Consider the following 23,748-nt stretch of genomic DNA (forward strand, 5'->3'; position numbering starts at 1 on the left):
TCTTTACAAGTTTATTCTTTTTTCGTTAGTTGCAGTGCTTTCTTTATATCTTTATAAGAATTAGATTTTCCATACATAAGCACTCCACCTTTATATACTTTTGCACCAAAAATGGCCAGAATCATAATGGTTGCAACTAAAACAAGGATTCCTAAAATCGGCTCCCAAACTGGTAAATTCAGCATTCCTACTCTCATAAACATCAGCATTGGAGTAAAGAATGGGATATAAGAAGTAATCGTTACAAATGTGGTGTCCGGTGCACTTAATCCAAACATTGCAATCATAAACCCTGCCACAATTAATAATGTCATTGGTGTAATCATTTGCTGTACATCTTCAATTCTACTTACAAGCGAGCCTAGTAAAGCAGCAAGAGTAGCATATAGGAAATAACCTAAAATAAAGAAGATAGCAGCATAAATAATTGTGCTTACAGGTACCTCGTTAAACCCTAAGAACCCTTCCATCGAACTTAAGCTTTCATTGCTAGTCAGCGAGAAATAACCAACAATCATCAATATCGCTAACTGAGTTAGACTTAGTAGACCAATTCCAAGAATTTTTGCAAACATATGCTTTATTGGGGAGACACTGGAAATCAGTATTTCCATTACACGTGACGATTTTTCAGTAGCTACTTCTGTCGCTATCATATTAGCGTACAAAATGACGGCAAAATAAATTAAGAATAAGAGAACATAAACTAGCCCTCTAGCTTGATTTAATTCTTCTTCTGTCTTCGCATCTTTCTCAAGGGCAATTTTCTCAAAAGAAACTGGTTCATTTAATTTTGCTAGCTGCTCATTTGTTAAATTGAGTTGATTAGCTGCTAATTGACTTTTAACCATTTGGATACCATTTGTTATATTATCGGAAATAGATGTTTCTGCAATGTCCATCGTATAATAAGTGGCGATTGGTAAATTACTTGAATCTACATCTACTACCAGTAACCCACTATAATTTCCTTCTTCTACTTCTTTTTTAGCAGATTCTTCACTATCCTTATAGGGAACTAGTTCCAGATCCTCATTTAAAGTCTTTGTTGCCTCTTGAATAATTGGCAATAAAGAATCGCTTTGATCAATTACTGCTACTTCTGTTTTTCCTTCTTCTCCAGAAAAAGTATCAATAATGGTAGTAAGATTTGTGAGTGCAACAACAAATAATAAGGTGATAGCCGTTGTAATTAGAAAAGATTTGGTTTTAAACTTACTTAAAAATGTGTGAAATAAGATAATCCAAAAACTATTCAAGAGAAGCACCTACCTTTTCGATAAAAATATCATTTAAAGAAGGCTCTTCTAATGCAAATTTGCGGATAAAGCCTTTTCCAACAATATCTTTTAAAATTCTCTCCGCAATTTCCTCTCCTTCAATTTGAAGAGAAACTCCCTCTGCTGTTTCCTTTAATTTTAGTACACCTGGATAACGAATTAAATGCGTTAAATCAAAGTCAGCGTGGATAGTCACATTTTTCTTACCAAAGCTTCTTTTAATATCCTTTAGAGAACCATGCACAACTGGCTTTCCTTTATGCATGATGCACAGATGCTGACATAATTCCTCTACATGCTCCATCCGGTGGCTAGAAAAGACAATACTTGTACCGTTATTCTTCAAATCAACAACTGCACTTTTTAATTGCTCAACATTTACTGGGTCTAATCCACTAAATGGCTCATCTAAGATTAATAGCTTCGGCTTATGTAAAACAGCACTAATAAATTGGATTTTTTGTTGATTTCCCTTGGAAAGTTCCTCCACTTTTTTATCCAAATATTCAGGAACTTTAAAGCGCTCCAGCCAATATTCCAGCTCTCTTAATGCAGCCTTTTTTTCCATCCCTCTCAGCCTAGCTAAATAGACAAGCTGATCTCGCACTTTTAATTTTGGGTACAGCCCTCTTTCTTCTGGTAAATATCCAATATGCGGACTTGTTGAATAATTAATAGGTTTATTATCCCATGTTATTCTTCCAGCTGTACTTTCCAATATACCTAGAATCATCCGAAAAGTAGTCGTCTTTCCTGCCCCATTTCCTCCTAAAAAACCAAACATTTCATTTTCAGGAATCGAAATAGATAAATCATCCACTGCAGTGAACGAACCAAATTTTTTTGTCACGTTTCTTAGCTCTAATGACACAAAATCCCCTCCTCACTCTGTTATACGATTAGAATTGTAAAAGGTTTCATTTTACACTGATATTATATTATTTTTAGTAACATCCAGCATAGTTTATTTTCAGCCTCTAAGTGAGCGATTATTCTTTTGTTTTTAAGAAGTTAATCATAAGGACATGTCTGTTCATCACGTTCCAAATAGAAGATTTGCTGGGGGATTTGAGTATTAAGAGCAGAAGAAAAAAAGCTGCTGATCAGCTCTATTGAGTCTATCAGCAGCTTTTTTTATTAATGTGGTAAGAAAATTAGTTGATAAAGGAATAAAACAGCAAACACATATACTAGTGGATGAACAGACTTTCCTTTTCCTTTTACTAGCTTTAATAATGGATAAGAGATAAACCCAAGAGCAATTCCTGTTGCAATACTTGATGTAAGTGGCATACTTAGAATAACTAAAAATGCTGGGAATGCTTCATCAAATTCAGACCATTTCACATCACTGATCGCGCCCATCATCAAGCTTCCTACAATTATTAGTGCAGGAGCTGTAATAGCAGATAAACCAGAAATACTGCTAACTAAAGGAGCAAAAAAGGCAGAAATGATAAACAACACAGAAACAGTTACACCTGTTAATCCAGTACGTCCACCTGCTGCAACACCTGATGTCGATTCGATAAAGGCAGTTGTTGGGCTTGTCCCAAACATTGCTCCTACAGATGTTCCAAGTGAATCAGCAAGAAGCGCCTGTCTTGCTTTAGGTAATTTATTGTTTTTTATTAATCCAGCTTGCTCTGCAACACCAATCATCGTACCAGTTGTATCAAAAATCGTTACCAATAAAAAGGAGAATACAACAGCATACAATCCATGCTGGATCACATCACCAAATGCTGAAAATGGATTACTAATGATAAGACCTTCTGGTAAATGAGGTCTTGCCATGATCCCATTGTCAAAAGATAAGTACCCAGTAAAATAAGCAATAATACTTGTTACAATCATCCCGATGAATAATGCCCCTCTAACATTCAAACTAAATAGAACAATGGTAATCGCTAAACCAATAAGGGCGATAATGACAGGAGGAGACTGAAGATTGCCTAGTCCGACTAGATTTTCGGGATGAGCAACAATAATTCCCGTTTGTCTTAAACCGATAAATGCTATAAATAATCCAATACCTGCTGTTATTCCGTGTTTTAAGTTATCCGGAATCGCAAGAATTAATTTTTCTCTAAATGGTGTTAACGATAAAATAACAAAAATAATACCGGCAACAAATACTGCTGATAATGCAACCGTATAATCGACATTATTATTTCCGACAACAGAAAAGGCGAAGTATGCGTTCAACCCCATACCTGGTGCAATTGCGATAGGATAATTTGCGAACAGCGCCATCCATAATGTCCCCAAAGCAGCTGCAATAATGGTTGCCAGAAATACTTGATCAAATGGAATTCCGGCTTGTGAAAGAATACCTGGATTGACAACTACTATATAAACCATTGTTAGAAAGGTTGTGAATCCAGCCATTAATTCCGTTCTCACAGTAGTATTATTTTCTTTTAACTTAAACATGAAAAAACCTCCAAAAAACGAACATTTAAAAACAACATTTTCTATGTTATTCGTTTTTACAACAAAAAGCAACTATTTTTCTTGATAAAAAAATTGTCTATTTAGTGAAAAGCATTTATTAGTTTGACACTATTGCTTCTTTTCCATACGAAAATAATGACTAGAAGAAATAAAAAAATCTACCAGAACCGAAAATGATTCTAGTAGATTTTTATGGCTTAATTCTAAATGATTTTACATTTTTGCTTTCGGGGGCATTCTTATTTAGAAGCTTCTAACGAAAAATGTTCGTTTAATAAGATAATTTTTTTATCTGTATATTCCTCGAAGCTTTCATTATAGGTTTTGGGATGCTTTGGATTAGAAAATTGTGTAATCTTCCCTGTTACTGGATGAATAAATTTACTAGATGCACCACAGCCAAGCCCAATAACTGTCTGCAATTCTTCCATCATCATAATATTGTAGATACTTTCTTGATTTTTCTTTGAATAGCCGACATTCTCTAAATTACCAAGAATATTTTTCTGACGATATAGATAATATGGAACATAATCATAATCCTCTGTCCATTCTTCTGCCATCTTCATCATTTCCTGGATTTCATCTCTATCTGCAACTTTATATCTTGATTTATTGCGAGTCATTTCAGATGCACGTTTAAACGAAAGTGTATGAACGGTCAAAGATTCAGGCATTAATTCTTCTGTTTTATCAAGAGAATACTTAAACTCTTCCACACCCTCGCCAGGAAGACCGATAATCAAATCCATATTAATATTATTCATCCCATGCTTACGAGCTAGATGATACTTTTCAATTGTTTCCTCCACCGTATGATGTCTGCCAATAGCTTTTAATGTTTGTTGTGTATATGATTGTGGATTAATACTAATGCGATCGATATTATATTTTTTTAAAACTTCAAGCTTTTCTGGCGTAATCGTGTCTGGTCTTCCTGCTTCGACTGTGATTTCACGAATGTTTTCTACATTTGGGAAAGAAGTATACATACGCTCATAAAGCATGTCCATTTCTTCTGCCGTAATACTAGTTGGTGTACCGCCACCATAATAGACAGTCGTAATATGGATATTTTTTTCTTTCAGCCATTCGCCAATCTTTTCCATTTCATAATGAAGCCCACCTAAAAAGGAGGAAACAGAACCTTGTCGTCCATTAATTGCATAGGCTGGGAATGTACAATAAGCACACTTTGTCGGACAAAATGGAATTCCAATATAGATGCTTACTTCCTTTTTCAAATCATATAAATCAGGAATCACCGCTAATTGTCGATCAATGATTTTCTGCATTAAATTAATTTTTTCATCTGACATCAAATATTCTGCACGAAGAGATTGATGGGCTTCTTCTTTTGGTGTCTGATTTTGCATATGTCGATGGAGAAGTTTTGTTGGGCGAATTCCTGTTAGAATACCCCATTTTTGCACCATCCCCGTATATTCTTGTAATAACAATAAATAGCTTTTAGAAATGGCTGTTTTCATTTGCTTAAATATTTCTTTTTCCGCTAAATCACGGAGATCTGCGTTACTTTCAATTGATTTTCCGCCTTCTAGCTCCTCAAGCTTCCCTCTTACAATAAATTCATTATCAATAATTTCAGTTTCAAAATGAACATGGAGATCTGCCTTTTCTTCTGCTTCGCTATATAAGATCTTTGTATCTTCAAAAAATAAATTGCCTATATGCTCTAATGGTCTTATATAACGTTCGTCTGTTAATCCCTGTATATATATTTGTTTCATAGTAATTTTTTCAACTCACCTTTTTATTCTGAAGTATAATTACGCTTTATTTATCCAATTATACTTTAGTGTTTAAAAAATAACTAGAAAGGTCAAAAGACTTTCTGTATTTTCCATTTTCAAGAGAAGATAAAGGTTGGGACATAACTAGATAGATACTCTGTAAAGACGAACAATTTCTAATTTAGCTAGTAAATAGTGGTTGCTTTCGCACACTTTTTACAAGAGGAAATATCATTAGTTGGGAAAACAGAGCAGCCGCAATACACGTAGATTAGCAAGACAGTCTGAGACCCCGGAGGCGAAGCTGAGGAGGAGGCTCAGCGCGAGCCCCACGGAAAGCGAAGTGTATTCCGGCTGCGGGGAACCGCACTAAACTTCATGGAAACCTCCTTTTAAAAACAATAAAAAACCAAACAATTATACGTAACTTTCATTAGAATCTTCGTATAATTGTTCGGATTTATCCTTGGCTGGAATACTTATGTCCCAGTCTCTCCGTAAAAAATTAAATAATGGCTATTTTATAATATTCATCTTTCGTAAAAATTCAATTGGCTGCTGTTTGCGAAAATGTTCTTTTACCATATAGGCAACCCCGTCTTGATTATTAGATCTAGTCACCCAGTCTGCTGCAATTTTCAACTGATTTGAGGCATTACCCATTGCTACGCCAAGACCAACTGCTTCAATTACTTCTAAATCGTCCAGCCCATCTCCTATCGCAACCATTTCACTACTCTTGATACCGAGCCTTTCTCCTAAATATAACAAGCCATTCAGCTTCGACACGCCTTCTGGTAAAATATCTAAGCGCAACTCATTATGCTGAACAACGTGAATATCATCAAACATTTTTTCCAGTACTTCTTTTGCATCCTGACAATCTTTCTTTTCTTCAAAGTAAACTTCCATTTTTGGCGGGCTAACTGGTTCTTCTAATAATACATCACTTAAAACATCGACAAATTGGTGGGAATAAAACACTGGGTCTCCAGAAGATAAAACTGTTTTGGCAAGCATATTATGATGGAGCTTTGATTTATTAGCCAACGAGAATTTTTCATGCACTAACCGAATTTGGCAGATGAAACCTTCTAAAAACCGGACTATATCCGAAGTTAGATCTTCTGCTATTCGCTTAACAAAAATAGTCTCGTCGTCATTATTAGCGACTAATGCTCCTTCATGTGCAACGATATAGCTATTCAATCTTAAAGCTTTCGCTACCTTTTTTGCAGATGGTAAACTCCTTGCTGTTACAAGCGTCACATAAATTCCCTTTTGTTGTACATATTCAATCGCTTCTTTCGTTGATTTCGTTAAGCGCCCATTTGATTGAAGGAGAGTACCATCGATATTTAAAGCTAATAAGCGATAAATCATAAAATTCCCCCATTTCTTTCTTCGATGTATTGTCTTTATATATCATTTATGTAGAAAACAAGCATAATAGAACTTTCCAGCGAAGATTAACAAGAGATGTATGGATTTATTGTGGTTATATTTTGCAATGTGGGGTTATTTGTTATGGAGTTAAGTTTATGAACTAATCTGTTCCATTACACTCTCGATTTTAATTTTTCCAAGTTTGTAGTCTTTTTCAGTATCGATTAGTGTAGGAAAGCTAGTCTATGGAAAAAATTGCATTTTGTTTTTTTGTATAAAATAAGTCATTTTTTTTAAAATAATAAACGTAACATCAATTAAATCACTCAAGGAGGAAACATTCATCATGGCAAATAACAATTCATCAAATCAATTATTAGTACCTGGAGTATCTCAAGCATTGGATCAAATGAAATATGAAATTGCATCAGAGTTTGGAGTAAACCTTGGAGCTGAAACTACTGCACGTGCTAACGGTTCAGTTGGTGGCGAAATCACTAAAAGATTAGTACAAATGGCTGAACAACAACTTGGCGGTAGCAAATTCTAAGCAAAACGCAAATAGATTAATTAAATAGATATGGCTTTAGGAGGATGGCATGATGCCATCCTCCTATATTTATGCTCTGTTTAAATCACAAAGGGAAGCAGTAGAACCGTCCCCTGCTTCCTTCTATTATTATTGTTGTACTGATCCGTATAGCTCTTCTAATGGTTTCATGATAATTTGGTTCAATTCACCAATAACAACGCTCATGCGTTGTTCTGCTGCCATAAGTTTGGAAATGCTTTCGTGTTGTTGAACAAGTGCCACTGTTTTTTGGGCTTGTTCTACTTCTTCTTGTGTAATTTCTTGACCAGACATTTGCTTTTGCTGAAGCTGTAATTGAATATTACGGAAATTATCAAACATCGCTTTCGCGGAAGGATCTGCATTTACCGTGTCATACATCTTTTTCAATTCTGTATATTCATCACTTTGACGAATCGCTTTCTCTAATGCATAAGCAGGATCATGTAAATTTACTGCCATTTAAACAACTCCTTTTATTAACAATTGACTCCACTATAACAAACTATGCATCATAATACCAGAAATACCTCTATTTCAAAAAGGAAATAAGAACATTCATCTTGATCTGGGTGATAAATCTTTTTCCATGTCTATCACAACTTTGCTAATCTTTCATACGATATATCAGCACGAAAATAGGCGAATATCAGTATGCCTCTTCATAACTTGAACAACAAATGGGGAATCGGGATGACACGGAAATTTTTACAACTATCGAAAAAGGATGATTTTCAAGAGATATTAGAAGGATTATCTATTGCTATCAGTCCCTCTTTATTAAAATTCTTAAACATTGACCTTAATAATACTGTCTATGTATGTGTAGCTAAGATAATTATTCCAGTAAATGTTCAAACACATTCCCTTGAAAAACAAGATATTATTTTTAGCTCTGATTTAGAAAAAACTTTGCTACTTCCTAAGGAAATTAAGACCTTCCTTATTCCCTATTATAATAAAAATCAAATCATTCATTTAGGCCCAGTTATTGGCATATTAACAGATATCAATGACAATAAGGAAGATATCTCCTTTCCAGCTATTCAGCATTTATGCAAAGAATTGGCGGAAGAATTAGTTCAAATTGGCGGATTTTTTTATGTTTTTGGACTGCAAAATTTCGAAGAAGATAAAATTTATGGTTACTTTTTAGATAATCATACTTGGACAAAACACCTCTTCCCTTATCCTAATGTTATTTATAACCGACTTCATTCTCGTAAAGCAGATGCTAGCACCACCTTTTTAAAGCTAAAAAAAATATTGGAAGAAAAGGAAATCCCAATTTTCAACAGTAAATTTTTCGCAAAAGATGAAACGAATCAGCTTCTAGCCGACCAAGCTTCTATCGATAAACATTTACCCGTCACAGAGAAACTAACTGAACAAGGATTTTTCTCGATGCTAAAAACTTTTCCAATTCTCTATGTGAAACCTGTTCATGGGAGCCAAGGAAGAAACATCATTCATATTGAACACATAGACGATCATTTTATTGCGACCATTTCGTCTGGAAAAAAGAAAGGAAAAGGACAGCTTTTTACAGAGGAAAAAAAGCTATGGATGTGGTTAAAAAACTACGTTAAAAATAAAAGCTATATTTGCCAGCAAGGAATTGATTTTCAAAAATGGCAAGGTCGGCCGCTCGACTTTCGTATTCTTTGTCATAAAAATTACCAAGGACATTGGACGATTACCTCCACTGTTGCAAGAATTGCCCAAAAAGATGCCATTGTTGCAAATCTTGCCCAAGGTGCAGAAATGAAAGCTGCAAAAATTGTTTTAAATGAATTACTGAATACAGAAAATGCCTCCCAAAAATTAGAAGAATTAAAAGTATTGGCTATAAAGATTGCAACTATTCTTAGTGAGAATACAGAGGGATATTTAGGAGAACTCGGAATCGATATCGGCATGGATAAACAAGGACATTTATGGATTATTGAAGTAAACTCTAAACCCTCTAAAAAATTAGAGGAACATATTGAAAAAACAAGGCCATCTACGAAAGCTTTGCTTGATTATTTTATTGCACTTTCCTTTTCCCCTTGTTTAAAGGAGCTATCAGAAGATGAATAATTTTGGAATTATGTCATTATCATTAGATCATGAAAATCATTACATTCACCAAATGGCAAAATACGGACACGATTTAGGCTTTACCCTTTATCATTTTGTCCCATCTACTTACCATCCCTTTACACATACCGTAAAAGGAAAAAAATATTTGCCAGAATCAGATGCTTGGCTAGAATCAGAGTTTCCTGTACCTACTATTTTATATGATCGCTGTTTTTATCATGATGATTCTCATTCTATTCAATGCAAAAACATTATTCAATGGCTAAAAAAACAGCCCACTATTACCTTTATCGGCAATGGATTGCCAAATAAATGGGAGTTATATCAAATATTGCGTGAATCTAAACTTGCCGCTTATATTCCCGAGACATTCCTCTTACAGTCAGCCAATCAAGTAAATTTCCAGAGCTTAAATCCTGTCATTATTAAGCCAATAAACGGTTCTCAAGGATATGGACTGTATTTTATCGAGAAGTCAAAAGAGGGAATTTTGGTTAGAACAGATAAAAAGGAACAAACAGTAGAAAAGATTTTTTCAGATCGAATGACTTTTAATAAATGGCTTAACCAGCTTTTAAAAAGAAGCTCGTATTTAATGCAAGCATATCTACCTCTTTCCAATCAAGAGAAACAACCATTTGATATCCGTGCCTTACTGCAAAAAAACACGCAAGCAGAATGGAAAGTTATTGAAAAAGGAGTCCGCATTGGAGAAAAAGGACGAATTATTTCTAACTTAAGTGCTGGTGCGTCCATACATGCATTTGAAGAGTGGTTTCGATTCACTCCCTTTAAATTAAAAAGCTTTCTTAAGCAGGAAATGGAGGAAATATTCACTCTCCTTCCTTCTATCTTAGAAAATTCCTTCTCTGCTTTATTTGAAATTGGCGTAGATATTGGTATTACACCAGATGGTTCCTTATGGATTCTCGACGTAAATTCAAAGCCAGGGAGAAAAGTAATTATGACAGCATATCCCCATCTATGTGAAAAACTCTATAAAGCTCCTGTCCTTTATGCTGCAAAACTAGCTGATGATAAAAGGAGGAATTTAGATGAAAAAGCTATATCCTATCGAAATAATCACTAATAGTGAAAATACGGTCTACTTACCAACTGACTTTAAAGCTAGTACCCATTTAAATAAGATTGCATTAGGAGCTTTGAGCAAAGATGCAACCATTCAACAACATAAAAAAACAAGGAATACGGTGGGAATCACTTCTGACCTTTTTAAAAATTTGCTTTTTCCATCGTCAACTTCTAATGTTCATTTATTCGCAGATGAAGAAACCTTATATATCGGACCACTTGTAGGAATCTTTACATCCGGATTTTCCACCATTAAAGTTCGCCCAATCGGCGAACGTTCCATACTTTTTTCCAAACTTCTATCTGTCCAAAAGACAGTTGGTGTCATTGCCTTCCTATTCGGGGAACAGCATATTAATTGGGAAGCCGGAACGATTAATGGACTATTTTATGAAGATGGCTGGAAATCAGCAGAGGTGCCTTTCCCTAATGTTGTTTATGATCGTATTCCTAATCGCCGAATTGAAAATCTCCATAAGATTCAAGGCGTTAAAAACCGATTACAGAAAGAGTATTCAATCCCTTGGTATAATCCAGGCTTTTTTAACAAATTGGATATATATGAACGTCTTCTTCAGGATGACAGTATTTCAGATTATTTACCAGAAACACATGCACTCACAAATTTTACCGTCATTGAAAGAATGCTTAGCAACTTCGGCAATGTGTATATAAAACCGAAAAATGGAAGCTTAGGAAAAGGTATCTACCAGCTTTTATATGATAAAAAGGATGGCTATTATTATACGCGTTTTAAGGATTTGGAGCAGGGCAATCGCTTAATGAAATTTGATCATTTAGAAGCATTAATAAATCATTTATTCGAAAATCAGAATTTGTCCCATTATATTGTGCAACAAGGAATTCACTTAATTCGCTCCGAAAAAAAATCAGTCGATTTCCGTGTTCATACAAATAAAAATAAAGATGGTAATTGGGAAATGACTGCGATTGCCGCAAAAATTGCTGGAGCAGGAAGCGTAACCACCCATCTTAATAATGGTGGTACAGTCAAAGCAATCGAAGAATTAGCAGATACCGAATTGCAAAGCGATGAAATGATCAATAAACTTACCAAAGCTGCTTTACAACTAAGTAAAGCATTGGAAAATCAAATGGAAGGATATATTGGAGAAATTGGATTTGATTTAGGATTGGATCGCAAAGGACGCGTATGGTTATTTGAAGCAAACGCTAAGCCAGGGAGAAGCATCTTTAAGCACCCTTCTCTAAGAAAATTCGATCTGGAAACACGAAGAAAATCACTGGAATACGCAGTCTACCTCATGGACCAAAGTATTAAGAGTCTAGAGGATATCTATCAATGAATATTTATTATGATTCCGAAAAAGAATGTTGGTATACAGCTTCAGAGGACATTCACTTTTTTGGGACATCTAAAAAGCGCTTATCTACCGCTAAGCCACATGATGATCATGCAGCTTTTCCGATTGTCCAATATGAAAAAAAGGTTGGTCCGTTAATCGGGATTATGATTGCAAGAAGTAAACATCATAAATTAATTGGAAATGGCGAGCTCTTCAAGCGACTCCAGAAACAACTTCAATTGCAGGCAGGAGGAATTATCGTGATCTTTCCTCCTGAAAGTTTACAGACAGACCAACTAACTGGATATATTTATTGCTCCACTAGAAACAAGTGGCTAAAAGCTATTACCCCATTACCAGACATTGTATATAACCGAGTGCCTTTTCGAACAACTGAAAAACAAGAAGCGTTCCAATCGGCAGTGTCTTTTTTTAAAGAAAAAGGAATCCCTTTTTTCAACTCTTCCTTTATAAATAAATGGGAACTTTATCAACTATTTAGCGATTACCCTTTGTTAAAAGAACATTTACCAAAAACAATACGCTTAGAAGAAAAAACGGATTTCACTAATTTTTTTCTTACCTATAATAATATTTACTTAAAGCCTGTAGAGGGATTCAAAGGAAAAAACATTTACCGTATCAGATTAGAAAAAGATGATTCGATCAGTGTAAGCACAACAGAGGAGACTGCTTATTTTTCTAGTATAGATGAAGTCTGGAAACATTATCAGCAAGAATGGTCCAAAAAAGAATATCTGATACAGGAAGAAATCGACGGTGCCTTATATAATGGAAACCGTTTTGATTTTCGCTTATTAGTTACCTTTGAAGAAAATCGCTATGTACTTACTGGAGTGGGAGTGAGACAGTCTAATCAACAAGATGTAACGACCCATATCCCATCCGGTGGAAAACTGCTTGCCTATCAAGAAGTCCAACAAGAAAAGCATGATTTATTTTTCAAAAAGATGGTCAACCATTGTGGAAGCATTTTAACAAAAAAATATGGTTTTATCGGTGAATTTTCCATCGATGCCTGTATAGATAAGAACGATCATTACTATCTTTTCGAAATTAACGCAAAACCGATGTTATTTGATGAAAAGGAAATTGAAGAAAAACGATGCCAGCAACTAATAAAACTATTTTATACATTGACTAATTTTCCCTACAAGAATAAATCACATTAGATATCCTCATCCTAAAACATAGGAGGGATCATCATGAAAAAAGCCAAAAAGGATCTTGAATTTGAAGGTAGAGACGAAGCTTATTTAGATATTGACCGTGTCATTAATGAAGGTTTAGCTGGCGGAACCGTTATAAACAGAGAAGAAAAAACAAATATTGAGGAAGCAAGGGAACTTTCAGAAGAAGAACCTCCTCATATAAGCGAATAGACCTTTTCAGCATCCCCTTAATTTGTGGTTTTACAGGAAAGGGGATGCTTTTTTAGCTTTGTCTCGGTTAATTTTAGTTTTTATCAGCCAACGTGGGGCGGATTTCAGCCAAACTTTGCGGGTTATCAGCCAACGTGGAGTGGATTTCAGCCAAACTTTGCTTTTATCAGCCAACGTGGAGTGGATTTCAGCCAAACTTTGCTTTTATCAGCCAACGTGAGGCGGATTTCAGCCAAACTTTGCTTTTATCAGCCAACGTGGAGCGGATTTCAGCCAAACTTTGCTTTTATCAGCCAACGTGGAGCGGATTTCAGCCAAACTTCGGATTTTTCAGCCAAAGTTAAACTGTTATCAGCCAAACGCTCCCTCCCCCCACTTGCTCCCTTTCTATAAAACGTTATAAAATAAAGTTATAAAAATGTTGTTACTATTTCGGAGGAACCATCAATTGAAGCATAAATTATTAGCCTATTATAAACATAGCTTGGAGCAAGCAACACCTCCAACCCCATCACAGCTTTCCGATTATTATTGGTTTAAACTTGATTTTCAAGACGATTGGATCGGCATTCAGAAACAGGAGATTGATGTATCTCAGCTTGAATTATTAAAAGCGTGTTATGATTTTTTCCAACCTGATGAAACATTAGAAAAAGAAGAATACAGTTGGAATCAGTATCTTTATTTCAATGGAGAACAGCCTTCTTTCAAAAATATTGAAACCTTACGTTTGATTCAGTTCCAGATTAAAGGTGATTCTGCTTCCATTGAAAAAAAGTTAATTGAATCTGCTTTTGATGGTTTTATTCATGCAAATAGCCTTATAATTTGGAATGGCTCCAATGAAGGTGTTGTGATTGAGCAAAATGCACAATATCTAGAAGAGGAAGATTTTATTGCTCTTGCTCAAGCTTTACAATCTGATTTCTTTTTTTCAATCTGTTTTTATATTGGAAAAGAGCTGAAGCTTAATAGTCCTGTTCCCACTGTTTTCGGACAAGAAAGAAACTTATTTACAAAAGGTTTAGCATTTATGCCAAAATCGATTGTCCTTAGTTTAGAAACGATTCTTCCCAACCTCTTAATCAGCCGACTAAGAGAAGAGGAGCTTGAATTATTCAAAGAATGGTTTTCCATTTTTGAAGAAGATAAAGAACTTTTGCTTACCATTAAAACATTTATTGAAAACAATGGACATAGCACCAATACAGCAAAACAATTATTTATCCATCGCAATACATTACAATACCGCCTTGATAAGTTTACAGAAAAAACTGGTTTTGACCTAAAGAATTATCATAGCTATATTACCACCTATCTTGCCTGCTTGTTTTATACTAGTGGCAAATAGTCTCCTTGAAGCCATCATTGGCTTTTTTTCTTTTGCCTTCTCCTTTTTATCGAAATTGTTTTCAAAGAGATTGTTGTTTTCTCATTTCAAAAAAATATGGAGCAACTTGAATAAACATAGACTTATGCGAAGCGTATTTAGGCTGCAGAGTATAACACCAAATCTTACAAAAACAGCGATTCCCCCCTTATGATACAAGTAGTTAGGCATTTTGCTCAAAACTTTGTAAGCGTTTTTCATGCATTTCGCCGATTTGAAAACGGTATCAAAAATGATAAAGTATAACTATCAAATAGTAGGGGGAAGAACAAAATGGCAGAATTAGTGTTAAAGAATATTTATAAAATATATGATGAAAAAGTAGAAGCAGTTAGAGATTTTAATTTACACATTCAAGATAAAGAATTTATCGTATTTGTTGGTCCTTCTGGTTGCGGTAAATCTACAACTCTTCGTATGATTGCAGGCCTTGAAGATATTTCAAAAGGTGATTTCTTTATTGATGATTTACGTGTTAACGATGTTGCACCAAAAGATCGTGATATCGCGATGGTTTTCCAAAACTACGCATTATATCCACATATGACTGTTTATGATAATATGGCATTTGGTTTAAAACTTCGTAAATTTCCTAAAGCGGAAATTGAAGAAAGAGTAAATAATGCTGCAAGAATTCTAGGATTAGAAGAATATTTAAAGAGAAAACCAAAAGCGTTATCTGGTGGACAACGTCAAAGGGTTGCACTTGGTCGTGCCATCGTTCGTGATGCAAAAGTATTCTTAATGGATGAACCATTATCAAACTTAGATGCTAAATTACGTGTTCAAATGCGTGCTGAAATTTCTAAATTGCACCAAAGACTACAAACTACTACTATTTATGTAACCCATGACCAAACAGAAGCAATGACAATGGCTACAAGACTAGTAGTTATGAAAGATGGTATTATCCAACAAGTTGGTGCTCCAAAAGAAGTATATGAAAAACCGGAAAATGTTTTCGTAGGCGGATTCATCGGTTCACCAGCAATGAACTTCTTTGAAGGAAAAGTAGTGGACAATAAATTAGTTATTGGTAATACTTCTTTCATCATTCCAGAAGGAAAATTAAAAACATTACGTGAACAAAATTATATTGGCAAAGAAGTTATCTTCGGTGTTCGCCCAGAGGATATTCATGATGAACTAGTATTCTTAAGCAGTTCAGAAAACACAAGTTTTGATGCAAAAGTAGAAGTATTTGAATTAACAGGTGCAGAAAGCCTTGTATACTCTACTCTTTCCGACAAAGAATTTGTTGCTCGCTTAGATTCAAGAGCAGACCTTCAAGCTGGTCAAACGGTAAAATTGGCGTTTGATATGAATAAAGGTCACTTCTTTGACAAAGAAACAGAACTTCGCATTCGCTAATAAAAAATCAATTATAATTTAAAAGGCTGGGACATAAGTATTCCAGCCATAGATAAACCCGAACAACTATCAAAGAATCCTAAATGGTTGTTCGGGTTTTATTAGTTTTATAAAAGGTTGTTTCAGTACAGTTAGTGTTAATATCCGCAGCCTGAATACACTTCGCTTTCCATGGGGCGAGCGCCGAGCCGCTTCGGCCTCTGGCCTGCAGGGTCTCGGACTTTCTCGCAGCTCCCATAGGAGTCTACGTGTATTCAGGCTGCTCCATATTTCCTACTAATTCATTTTTTCTAAAAAAACAATATTTTTTAGGGTATTGCCTTTAAAAACGGAGTGGAATGGAGCGGAAGACACTCGACTCCTGCGGGAAGTAGAGCAAAACCTAAGACCCCACAGGCTTTAGCCGAGGAGGCTTAGGTTGCTCCCCGCGGAAAGCGAGTTTCTGTAGCGCAATGGAACGAATTAGTTTTTACACTTGACTATATTTAAAAACATAAATAACCATTGTATAAAAGAAACCTTTATTTAAGAGATAAATTAGAGATTGTTCGTCTTTACAGATTGGCTATTTAGTTTTGTCCCAGCCTCTTAGTTTTTCGCCAAAAGATTTTTGAAAAGTAAATGGAATTTTCATACGTTGCTTGGAGTGGAAGGGGTGAGACTCCTGTGGGATTAGCGAGACAGCTTAGACCCTGCAGGCTGTAAGCCGAAGCGGCTCAGCGCGAGCCCCACGGAAAGCGAACCCCTGGAGCGGAAAGCAACAGCCCTATTCAAAGAGACTAATAAATATACTATAGACAAACCTCTATTTCTAAAATTCGGTTTGTGTCTATAGTTTAAGCTTACCTTGCTAAGGCATGGTAAGCTTTTTATTCATTGCTGTGGAAATTGTTTCTATTACTTCCTATTCCTTTATAAACAATACCTCTTCCTGTCCACATTGTTGACACTGCACAAGATGAGGACATAGATGTGCAGATAAATCCGGATAGCCATCTTCAAGCTTCATTTGATCAATTGGCATATAGGCACTATAATCATCATAATAATCCATTACTCTGCCCTTATCTTCGACTTGATTTCCACATTTGGAACAAACACTTTCTAATTTTTCCAATCCGTTACAAATAGGACATATCGAACCCAATTTATTTCCTCCCTCTTATTCCGCTTTAACGTCAGTCTACTTTCATGACTGACGTTTACCTGATCACTATCTTTAGTTTCTGTATGGAATAAAGAATCTATCCAATAGTTACAAAAGGAATTAATTACCTGTTTTTTTAAAGGAATAAGATAGTGAAAACCAACCATAATAAGAGTACAAGCAACAAACAAGGTACAAAACGCAGCAAACAATACATTCTATTACATTGGGTTATACCTAGTGGTAGTAAGAGATTTCTTACAAACTGGTGCAATTCCAGATAACCCAACCAAAAAAACAACTAGAAGGAGCTGGAACACAATGGCAAACAACAATTCTTCAAATCAACTTTTAGTACCAGGAGTATCTCAAGCTCTAGATCAAATGAAATACGAAATTGCATCTGAGTTTGGTGTTAACCTAGGTGCAGAAACTACTTCTCGCGCTAACGGATCTGTTGGTGGAGAAATCACAAAACGCTTAGTACAAATGGCTGAAAAGCAACTAGGTGGATATCAAGGTTAATAAAAATTTTATATAATGGCTAGAGCCCTCCTATTTTAGGAGGGCTTGCTTTATTTAGGATATAACCATTTTACTCCATTTAAAAATTGATGAACAAAATACTTTTTTTGGTGATCCGCATTTTTTCCAAGAACAAATTGATAGTTGTCCTTTGACAGTTTTCTTAAAAATATTTTGTTTGCAACGAGAACATTATTAACCATCTCTCTTTGGATATTGTTCTTTCTCTTCCCCTCTTCCTCTCCAACATATAAAAAAACACGATTTTCCTTCCCAACCTTATTTTTTTGTACAAATGAAAGGATATTCGGATACCATAATGACGGGGAGATAATCCCAAATTTCGAAAAATAATCGGCGAATTCATACATAGCGTATACTGAAATTAATCCACCTAAGGAGGCTCCCATCATTCCTGTATGTTGGCGATCTGTTTTCGTACGAAAGTGCCTATCAATATACGGTTTGATGTTTTGGCTAATAAAAGTTAAATATTCTCTTCCTTCTCCCTTAAAAGGCGGAAAAGCAGAACTAATACTAGGTGAAAACCATGGCGTATATTCATCAAGCCGATCCATTGGTTCAATTCCCACTATCATTACTTCCTCTACTAGTCCAAAAGAGAATAATTCTTCTAATTCACTTAAAACAGAATGAAAGAGAGATCCTCCATCTTGTACATAAATTACAGGATAATTTCTTACTGAATTATTATAAGAAGGAGGCATGTATATACTCAAAGATCGCGTCTGTATATGTGCCTCCACTAACTTTCCCTCCATCTACTTCTTCCTACTTCCTATTAATATCCTTCTATCATCACATAACTACACTCTTGCTTTTACTAACAAATAAACAAAATATGGTGCTCCAAGAATGCTTAGTATAATTCCAGCTGAAATTTCTGCAGGTGCTACAATAGTTCTGCCGATAAAATCTGCAATTAGCATAAAGAAACTACCAAGCAATCCACAAACAATAAGAGAATTACGATGTTTTAAACCAACAAGAAGTCTTGCCATATGGGGAGCCATTAACCCTATAAATCCAATGCTTCCAGAAACAGAAACACATGCTCCAATGAGGCCAACAGCACTTAATAGCAACAACCATTTTTCATTTTCTACTTTTACTCCAAGCCCAATCATTACTGGTTCCTGCAACTGAAATAAGTCAAGGGAATATGCTTTACGAATAATAAGTGGAATGATTAGTATAAACCATGGCAAGATAGACAGAATAAATAGCCAGTTCGCATTATAAATACTCCCATTTAACCATACTGTTGCCATTTCAAAGTCTTGTGCTTTCATTTTTAAAGACATATACATCGATAAAGAACCGAAGCCAGAATTTATCGCTATCCCCGTTAAAATGAGCTTTTGTGAATCAAGTCTTTCTCTCTCCTTTGCCAATAAGAAAAGGATAAAAGCTGCAATAAACCCGCCAAGTAACCCAATAAGCGGTGTGGTTAAAATAATCCACAAGCTATTCTTATTTATGTTTAGCAATCCTTGAAAGAAAAACATATAGGCAACAATCGCAGCACCAGCTCCACTGTTAATGCCCAAAATACCAGGATCAGCGAGTCCATTTTTTGTTATACTCTGCATAATAGAACCTGCTATTCCTAATCCAAAGCCAACTAAAATCGCTAAAATGATTCTTGGCAAGCGAAACTCAAATACCACCAAATCGGTATCACTATTAGGATGATATCGGAAAATACTCCTTACTAACTCTTGAAATGATAGAATATATTCGCCCTTAGATAAACTAATAAAAATAACTAATATGATTAAACCACTCAATATATAAAGTGATAAATAGGTTCTTTTTTTCTCTTTATCCACGTTGCATATTCCCTCCTCCCTTTGTTTTTATTAAATACAAGAAGAAAGGAACACCTATAAATGCTGTTACGATTCCAATTGGTGATTCAAAGGGGTAATTGATGAATCGACTGAAAGTATCACAAATAACCAGAAATAGAGCACCTAATATTCCAGAGCAAGGAATAATTTTTTTATAATCTACCCCAACAATCATTCGTGTAATATGGGGAATTATTAAGCCAACAAAGCCAATTTTCCCTGCTAATGAAACAGAAATGCCTGTCATTATCACTACAGCTACCATCGTTAATAGTTGGATAATTAATGTTTTTTGGCCTAGGGATGTAGCAATTTCTTTTCCTAAAGATAAAATAGCAATTGATTTGGAAAGAGATAATGCCAAAATAATACCAACAATTGCTAAAGGAAAGCATAGCAGCAATAATTCATTATTAAGCTGATGCAAGCGTGCATTATACCAAAAGCTCATATTTTGAGATACTTGAAAATAGGAGGCAAGCGCAGAAGATAAACTGCTTAAAAAGGAACCAAAAACCGTGCCAATAATCGCAAGTCTTAAAGGGGAAAAACCATTCTTCACTATGGACGCAAGACCTAAGACAAGAAATACACCTAAGGAGGATCCAAGAAAAGACACAGCAACCATTTGCAGTGAACTGATGCTTGGAAAAAATACAAAAGCTAACGTTATCATAAATGCCGCTCCATCTGAGACACCCATTATAGATGGAGATGCTAAATAATTTCTTGTCATCCCTTGCATCAAAGCTCCTGACATTGCTAAAAGACCACCTATTAATAAAGTTCCTACCGCTCTTGGAAATCTTGCTGTACGAATAATGATTTGCTCGACATTCTCTGCATCATAGTGAAAAAAAGCGTTATATATTTCATTAAATGAGATATTCATTGTCCCCAGAGAAATAGATAAAAGAATTACTACTATACTTAAAAAAGGTGAACTATATATAATTGCATAAGCGCGTACTTTCTCTCGATCCATGTTTCCCCTCACCTAACCTAGTGAATAAAATGCCTAAATCGTTGAATGAATAATTTTTTTCGATATCTTTATAAAGTGAAACTTCCATCAGTGGGGGTTTCTTTCCTCCCCCACTGATGGTTAGTTGAACCAATCGGACCTTTACGGACAGTTGATCTCCCACCTATCTTCCTCGTATCCTCATAAGCTTGAGGGGGGAGTCTTACTGCCCGTTAAGCGTGGGACAAATTAACAGAAAAAAGCCCCCACCTAAATGTTAAGAAAGTTAGGTGGGGATTAGTGCTCCTTCAGTCTTTGTTACCTTTCTTACTTGAATATATCTGTAAAAGCTGCTAAGAAAGTTGTTTTACTCCATGCTGTTCCCCCTGCTGCCAATGGATCAACTACATTTTCATACACTTGCTTATTTTTGACAGCATCTAAACTTTTCCAAATAGAATTATTCTCCAAATCAGCTAACGCTGTTGGACTGTCGGAATTTTCCGATTCTTCGAATTGGATAAATAAATAATCTGGATTCATTTCAGCTAATTTTTCTAATGAAATCATTTCTTGTGCTTTTGCTGCTTTCACTTCTTCTGGAACATCTAGTCCAAGATCCGTATATAGAACAGGATTAAAATAGACAGATTCAGGATAAATATATAAACTTCCTCCTCGCAATCTGAGCATTACTACCTTTTTCCCAGAAAGATCTGCTTGAAGTTCATCTTTTGCTTCCGTAACATTTTTTTCATAATCAGCTATGATTGACTCTGCTTTGTCTTTTTCATTGGATAATTGACCTAATAAGAGAAGATTATCTTTCCAGTTTGTTGAAATATGAGACACAGGAATCATTGTTGCAACTTTATTTAAGCTTTCTGCCACTTCTGGTTGAAATTTGCTTGTACCTAGAATAACATCTGGTTTTAATTGCAATAGTTTTTCTACACTAGGCTGTGTTTTTTCCCCAATTTGCTCAGCTTCTGACATAGAATCTCCTAAATAAGCAGGAAATTTTCCAGCTGTTGCAATAGCACCTGCTGGTTTAATGCCAAGTATTGCCGCATCTTCCATTGCCTCTTGGCTTGCTGTTACGATTGTTTCTATTTTTGCAGGTAATTCATATTTTTCACCTAAATAGGTAACCTCTTGAGTCATGCTTTGTTCTTCGTCTTTATTATCTTTTATAGCTGAAGTTGTACTTTTCTCCTCTTTTTCACCACATGCTGTTAATAGTAAAACAGATGCCAAGAAGATAAAGAATAAATTCTTTTTCATATACTTTCTTTCCTTTCTATATGTAATCCTAATTGATATTGATAACCTTTATCAATTAGAATTATACTGAAAAATACTTCAAGAAAGACATGGATAATTTCCGCTAATTTGCTTGTACTTTTTCCACCATTAACTCTTGGATATTGTGAAGTACTCTTAAATGCGAGCTTGCTGAGTACTCATTCCAGGGATCTGACTGGATAAAAGCAACCTTTTTACTTTTTACTGCTTTTATTCGATTCCATTCCTTTGAACATTTAAGTTTTTCCCAAAAGCCAATTGTGTCAATATCCTGTCGAATATTTAAAAACAAATAAGTAGGATTTAGGCTTACTAAATAGGAAAGTGAAATGGTTTCATTTAATTGGATATCTTCTTTAGGTTGTGCCGAGGAAAATCCTAAATCTTGATAAAGGAGATCGATAGCTGTTCTAGAACGATTTAGTACTAGTGTATTTTTAAATATACTTACTACCAACACTGTCTCTTTCTCTAATTGTTCCTGCAGTAGTTTTTTCGTTTCGTTCACCTTATTTTCATATACTTTTCGGAAGTATTCTGCATCCATTTCACAATGAATATAGGAAGCAATCTCCAACAATTGACTTTTCCAGCTGCAATTTTGGACATGATAATAGTAGACCGGTGCAATTTTTTCAAGTGCTTGCTTCTCTTTATCTGATATATCATCCTTCGCTATTATTTTATCCGGTTTCTCTTCAGACAGTTTCTGTATATTACTTTCCCATTGTGAATGAATCTTGTAGGCATTTAAATGAACAAGAATATCATCATGAAAAAATTGGTAATAGTAACGAGTCCATTTAGGATGAAGAGGGGCTGCATATGGGATAATATGTAGGGCAAGTAAATGTCCTGTTGTTGAAAAATCATAAGAGGCAATCTTCAGCTCCCGTTTTTTTCTGTAATTGGTTGGAGGAATGCCTACTATCTTTTTAAATACTCGGCTTAGATAAAATTCATCGGCATAGCCAACACTTGTAGCAATTACCCGTAAACTGTTGGATGTTTTAACTAGTAATTCCTTTGCCTTTCCTATACGAATTTCTGTAAGAAAATCTTGTACGCCAATCCCATACTCTTTTTTAAAAAGCTGTGAGTAATATTTTGGACTTAATCCTACTTTCTTTGCCAATAAAGCGGTAGAGATGGTCTCATGATAATGATTTTCCAGATACTTTTTTGTGTCTTCAATTGCAAGCATCGTATCTTTAGGAGCAGTTTGCTGTTGATTGCTCATAAAATAATGAAAAATCATCGCTATTTTTGCCTGTTTAAGAAAGTGATTGTTCGTTAGCTTATCACGTTCTAACGCTAACAGTTCATCCAACAACATTGGAATCTTATCAACTGGCTGTAACACAAATGATTGGAGAAAGTTATTTTCTTTTTTTAACTTTACTTTCTTATAGGTATCTATGCTTATCTCCCTCGCTTGATACACTTGAAATTGCAGAAAATAATAATCTATACAGCAAGTATTTTTAAACTGAAGATGATACGTGCATTCTGCTGGAATAAATAGCAGATCTCCTTTACGGAATAGAAATTTCTCTATGTCAATAGACAATAAGCCTTCCCCACTATTAATATAAATAAATAGATAACTAGTCGATAATACTCTTTCTATCTTCCTGTCATATAATCGTTCTATACGACAATAGTTGATTTCGAAACTCTCCCAATTATTAATCATCTCAATTTCCTCTCTTGTTATTTCTTCTATTTCTATGTACAATAGATTTACCTAATTAACATTGATAATCATTATCACTTATTTTAACAAATTGATGGATAGAAAGAAATAGGTGGCGAT

21 protein-coding genes are annotated in these 23,748 nt (G+C 35.1%); 9 read left to right on the plus strand and 12 right to left on the minus strand.

Annotated elements, in window-relative coordinates:
• Nucleotides 1-11: 11 nt before the first annotated feature.
• The 5 genes from NST60_RS05155 to NST60_RS05175 all read right to left on the minus strand — a co-directional run bounded on the left by NST60_RS05155 (nucleotide 12) and on the right by NST60_RS05175 (nucleotide 6,874).
• Nucleotides 12-1,259 (minus strand): ABC transporter permease, encoded by a 1,248-nt coding sequence (locus tag NST60_RS05155; RefSeq protein ID WP_016201940.1) that lies wholly within the window; start codon nucleotides 1,257-1,259, stop codon nucleotides 12-14.
• The gene (locus NST60_RS05160) at nucleotides 1,252-2,151 is read right to left on the minus strand and encodes an ABC transporter ATP-binding protein (RefSeq protein ID WP_169188074.1); all 900 of its coding nucleotides are present in this window, start codon (nucleotides 2,149-2,151) and stop codon (nucleotides 1,252-1,254) included. The genes NST60_RS05155 and NST60_RS05160 overlap by 8 nt, the downstream gene beginning before the upstream one ends.
• A 266-nt stretch (nucleotides 2,152-2,417) precedes the next feature.
• Complete coding sequence (locus NST60_RS05165; protein WP_016201937.1) at nucleotides 2,418-3,716, minus strand: NCS2 family permease; 1,299 nt, start codon at nucleotides 3,714-3,716, stop codon at nucleotides 2,418-2,420.
• Nucleotides 3,717-3,976: 260 nt separating this feature from the next.
• The gene (locus tag NST60_RS05170) at nucleotides 3,977-5,488 is read right to left on the minus strand and encodes a coproporphyrinogen III oxidase (RefSeq protein WP_016201936.1); all 1,512 of its coding nucleotides are present in this window, start codon (nucleotides 5,486-5,488) and stop codon (nucleotides 3,977-3,979) included.
• A 519-nt stretch (nucleotides 5,489-6,007) separates the two neighbouring features.
• Nucleotides 6,008-6,874 carry a Cof-type HAD-IIB family hydrolase gene (locus NST60_RS05175; RefSeq protein ID WP_016201935.1) on the minus strand — a complete coding sequence of 289 codons (867 nt, stop codon included), beginning with the start codon at nucleotides 6,872-6,874 and terminating at the stop codon, nucleotides 6,008-6,010.
• 349 nt (nucleotides 6,875-7,223) lie between these two features.
• Between NST60_RS05175 and NST60_RS05180 the strand changes: the two genes are divergently transcribed.
• Entirely contained in the window at nucleotides 7,224-7,427 is a 204-nt protein-coding gene (locus tag NST60_RS05180; protein ID WP_016201934.1) for an alpha/beta-type small acid-soluble spore protein, read from the plus strand.
• Nucleotides 7,428-7,556: 129 nt separating this feature from the next.
• Here NST60_RS05180 and NST60_RS05185 read toward each other — a convergent pair whose 3' ends face one another.
• Entirely contained in the window at nucleotides 7,557-7,910 is a 354-nt protein-coding gene (locus tag NST60_RS05185) for a YlbF family regulator (protein WP_016201933.1), read from the minus strand.
• 231 nt (nucleotides 7,911-8,141) lie between these two features.
• Between NST60_RS05185 and NST60_RS05190 the strand changes: the two genes are divergently transcribed.
• The 7 genes from NST60_RS05190 (at nucleotide 8,142) to NST60_RS05220 (ending at nucleotide 16,117) form a co-directional block, all read left to right on the plus strand.
• Complete coding sequence (locus NST60_RS05190) at nucleotides 8,142-9,530, plus strand: YheC/YheD family endospore coat-associated protein (RefSeq protein WP_341098295.1); 1,389 nt, start codon at nucleotides 8,142-8,144, stop codon at nucleotides 9,528-9,530.
• The gene (locus NST60_RS05195) at nucleotides 9,523-10,623 is read left to right on the plus strand and encodes a YheC/YheD family endospore coat-associated protein (RefSeq protein WP_224427873.1); all 1,101 of its coding nucleotides are present in this window, start codon (nucleotides 9,523-9,525) and stop codon (nucleotides 10,621-10,623) included. The genes NST60_RS05190 and NST60_RS05195 overlap by 8 nt, the downstream gene beginning before the upstream one ends.
• Entirely contained in the window at nucleotides 10,589-11,953 is a 1,365-nt protein-coding gene (locus tag NST60_RS05200) for a YheC/YheD family endospore coat-associated protein (RefSeq protein ID WP_212118832.1), read from the plus strand. Before NST60_RS05195 ends, NST60_RS05200 begins: the two co-directional genes overlap by 35 nt.
• A complete protein-coding gene (locus NST60_RS05205; protein ID WP_224427874.1) occupies nucleotides 11,950-13,146 on the plus strand; it encodes a YheC/YheD family endospore coat-associated protein in 1,197 nt (398 codons plus the stop codon). The genes NST60_RS05200 and NST60_RS05205 overlap by 4 nt, the downstream gene beginning before the upstream one ends.
• A 33-nt stretch (nucleotides 13,147-13,179) precedes the next feature.
• Entirely contained in the window at nucleotides 13,180-13,356 is a 177-nt protein-coding gene (locus tag NST60_RS05210; RefSeq protein WP_016201927.1) for a hypothetical protein, read from the plus strand.
• Between the two features lie 448 nt (nucleotides 13,357-13,804).
• A complete protein-coding gene (locus NST60_RS05215) occupies nucleotides 13,805-14,707 on the plus strand; it encodes a PucR family transcriptional regulator (protein WP_224427876.1) in 903 nt (300 codons plus the stop codon).
• Nucleotides 14,708-15,019: 312 nt separating this feature from the next.
• Nucleotides 15,020-16,117, plus strand: coding sequence for an ABC transporter ATP-binding protein (locus NST60_RS05220; protein WP_016201925.1), 1,098 nt, complete (start codon nucleotides 15,020-15,022; stop codon nucleotides 16,115-16,117).
• 904 nt (nucleotides 16,118-17,021) lie between these two features.
• On the opposite strand, the gene NST60_RS05225 is transcribed toward NST60_RS05220, so the two are convergent.
• Entirely contained in the window at nucleotides 17,022-17,264 is a 243-nt protein-coding gene (locus NST60_RS05225) for a hypothetical protein (RefSeq protein ID WP_169188068.1), read from the minus strand.
• Nucleotides 17,265-17,585: 321 nt separating this feature from the next.
• Between NST60_RS05225 and NST60_RS05230 the strand changes: the two genes are divergently transcribed.
• Nucleotides 17,586-17,789 carry an alpha/beta-type small acid-soluble spore protein gene (locus tag NST60_RS05230; protein WP_016201923.1) on the plus strand — a complete coding sequence of 68 codons (204 nt, stop codon included), beginning with the start codon at nucleotides 17,586-17,588 and terminating at the stop codon, nucleotides 17,787-17,789.
• 50 nt (nucleotides 17,790-17,839) lie between these two features.
• On the opposite strand, the gene NST60_RS05235 is transcribed toward NST60_RS05230, so the two are convergent.
• From NST60_RS05235 to NST60_RS05255, 5 genes are all read right to left on the minus strand, one after another.
• Entirely contained in the window at nucleotides 17,840-18,571 is a 732-nt protein-coding gene (locus NST60_RS05235; RefSeq protein ID WP_169188067.1) for an alpha/beta hydrolase, read from the minus strand.
• A 45-nt stretch (nucleotides 18,572-18,616) separates the two neighbouring features.
• Nucleotides 18,617-19,642, minus strand: a complete 1,026-nt coding sequence (locus tag NST60_RS05240; protein ID WP_016201921.1) for a FecCD family ABC transporter permease — start codon at nucleotides 19,640-19,642, stop codon at nucleotides 18,617-18,619.
• Nucleotides 19,635-20,648 carry a FecCD family ABC transporter permease gene (locus NST60_RS05245; RefSeq protein WP_016201920.1) on the minus strand — a complete coding sequence of 338 codons (1,014 nt, stop codon included), beginning with the start codon at nucleotides 20,646-20,648 and terminating at the stop codon, nucleotides 19,635-19,637. Before NST60_RS05245 ends, NST60_RS05240 begins: the two co-directional genes overlap by 8 nt.
• A 306-nt stretch (nucleotides 20,649-20,954) precedes the next feature.
• Nucleotides 20,955-21,911 carry an iron-hydroxamate ABC transporter substrate-binding protein gene (locus NST60_RS05250; protein ID WP_341098301.1) on the minus strand — a complete coding sequence of 319 codons (957 nt, stop codon included), beginning with the start codon at nucleotides 21,909-21,911 and terminating at the stop codon, nucleotides 20,955-20,957.
• A 103-nt stretch (nucleotides 21,912-22,014) separates the two neighbouring features.
• On the minus strand, nucleotides 22,015-23,628 hold the full coding sequence (locus NST60_RS05255; protein ID WP_341098303.1) for an ABC transporter substrate-binding protein: 1,614 nt from the start codon (nucleotides 23,626-23,628) through the stop codon (nucleotides 22,015-22,017).
• Between the last annotated feature and the right edge of the window lie 120 nt (nucleotides 23,629-23,748).

It is taken from the genome of Niallia sp. FSL W8-1348 (assembly GCF_038006745.1).
Lineage (GTDB): Bacteria > Bacillota > Bacilli > Bacillales > Cytobacillaceae > Niallia > Niallia alba.

Excerpts from the sequence above, each read along its gene's own strand:
- NST60_RS05210 (WP_016201927.1), top strand. The coding sequence starts at position 13,180 with ATGAAAAAAGCCAAAAAGGATCTTGAATTTGAAGGTAGAGACGAAGCT.
- NST60_RS05245 (WP_016201920.1), bottom strand. The coding sequence starts at position 20,648 with ATGGATCGAGAGAAAGTACGCGCTTATGCAATTATATATAGTTCACCT.
- NST60_RS05235 (WP_169188067.1), bottom strand. The coding sequence starts at position 18,571 with ATGGAGGGAAAGTTAGTGGAGGCACATATACAGACGCGATCTTTGAGT.
- NST60_RS05250 (WP_341098301.1), bottom strand. The coding sequence starts at position 21,911 with ATGAAAAAGAATTTATTCTTTATCTTCTTGGCATCTGTTTTACTATTA.
- NST60_RS05185 (WP_016201933.1), bottom strand. The coding sequence starts at position 7,910 with ATGGCAGTAAATTTACATGATCCTGCTTATGCATTAGAGAAAGCGATT.
- NST60_RS05175 (WP_016201935.1), bottom strand. The coding sequence starts at position 6,874 with ATGATTTATCGCTTATTAGCTTTAAATATCGATGGTACTCTCCTTCAA.
- NST60_RS05180 (WP_016201934.1), top strand. The coding sequence starts at position 7,224 with ATGGCAAATAACAATTCATCAAATCAATTATTAGTACCTGGAGTATCT.
- NST60_RS05230 (WP_016201923.1), top strand. The coding sequence starts at position 17,586 with ATGGCAAACAACAATTCTTCAAATCAACTTTTAGTACCAGGAGTATCT.
- NST60_RS05170 (WP_016201936.1), bottom strand. The coding sequence starts at position 5,488 with ATGAAACAAATATATATACAGGGATTAACAGACGAACGTTATATAAGA.
- NST60_RS05165 (WP_016201937.1), bottom strand. The coding sequence starts at position 3,716 with ATGTTTAAGTTAAAAGAAAATAATACTACTGTGAGAACGGAATTAATG.
- NST60_RS05195 (WP_224427873.1), top strand. The coding sequence starts at position 9,523 with ATGAATAATTTTGGAATTATGTCATTATCATTAGATCATGAAAATCAT.
- NST60_RS05205 (WP_224427874.1), top strand. The coding sequence starts at position 11,950 with ATGAATATTTATTATGATTCCGAAAAAGAATGTTGGTATACAGCTTCA.
- NST60_RS05190 (WP_341098295.1), top strand. The coding sequence starts at position 8,142 with ATGACACGGAAATTTTTACAACTATCGAAAAAGGATGATTTTCAAGAG.
- NST60_RS05255 (WP_341098303.1), bottom strand. The coding sequence starts at position 23,628 with ATGATTAATAATTGGGAGAGTTTCGAAATCAACTATTGTCGTATAGAA.
- NST60_RS05220 (WP_016201925.1), top strand. The coding sequence starts at position 15,020 with ATGGCAGAATTAGTGTTAAAGAATATTTATAAAATATATGATGAAAAA.
- NST60_RS05200 (WP_212118832.1), top strand. The coding sequence starts at position 10,589 with ATGAAAAAGCTATATCCTATCGAAATAATCACTAATAGTGAAAATACG.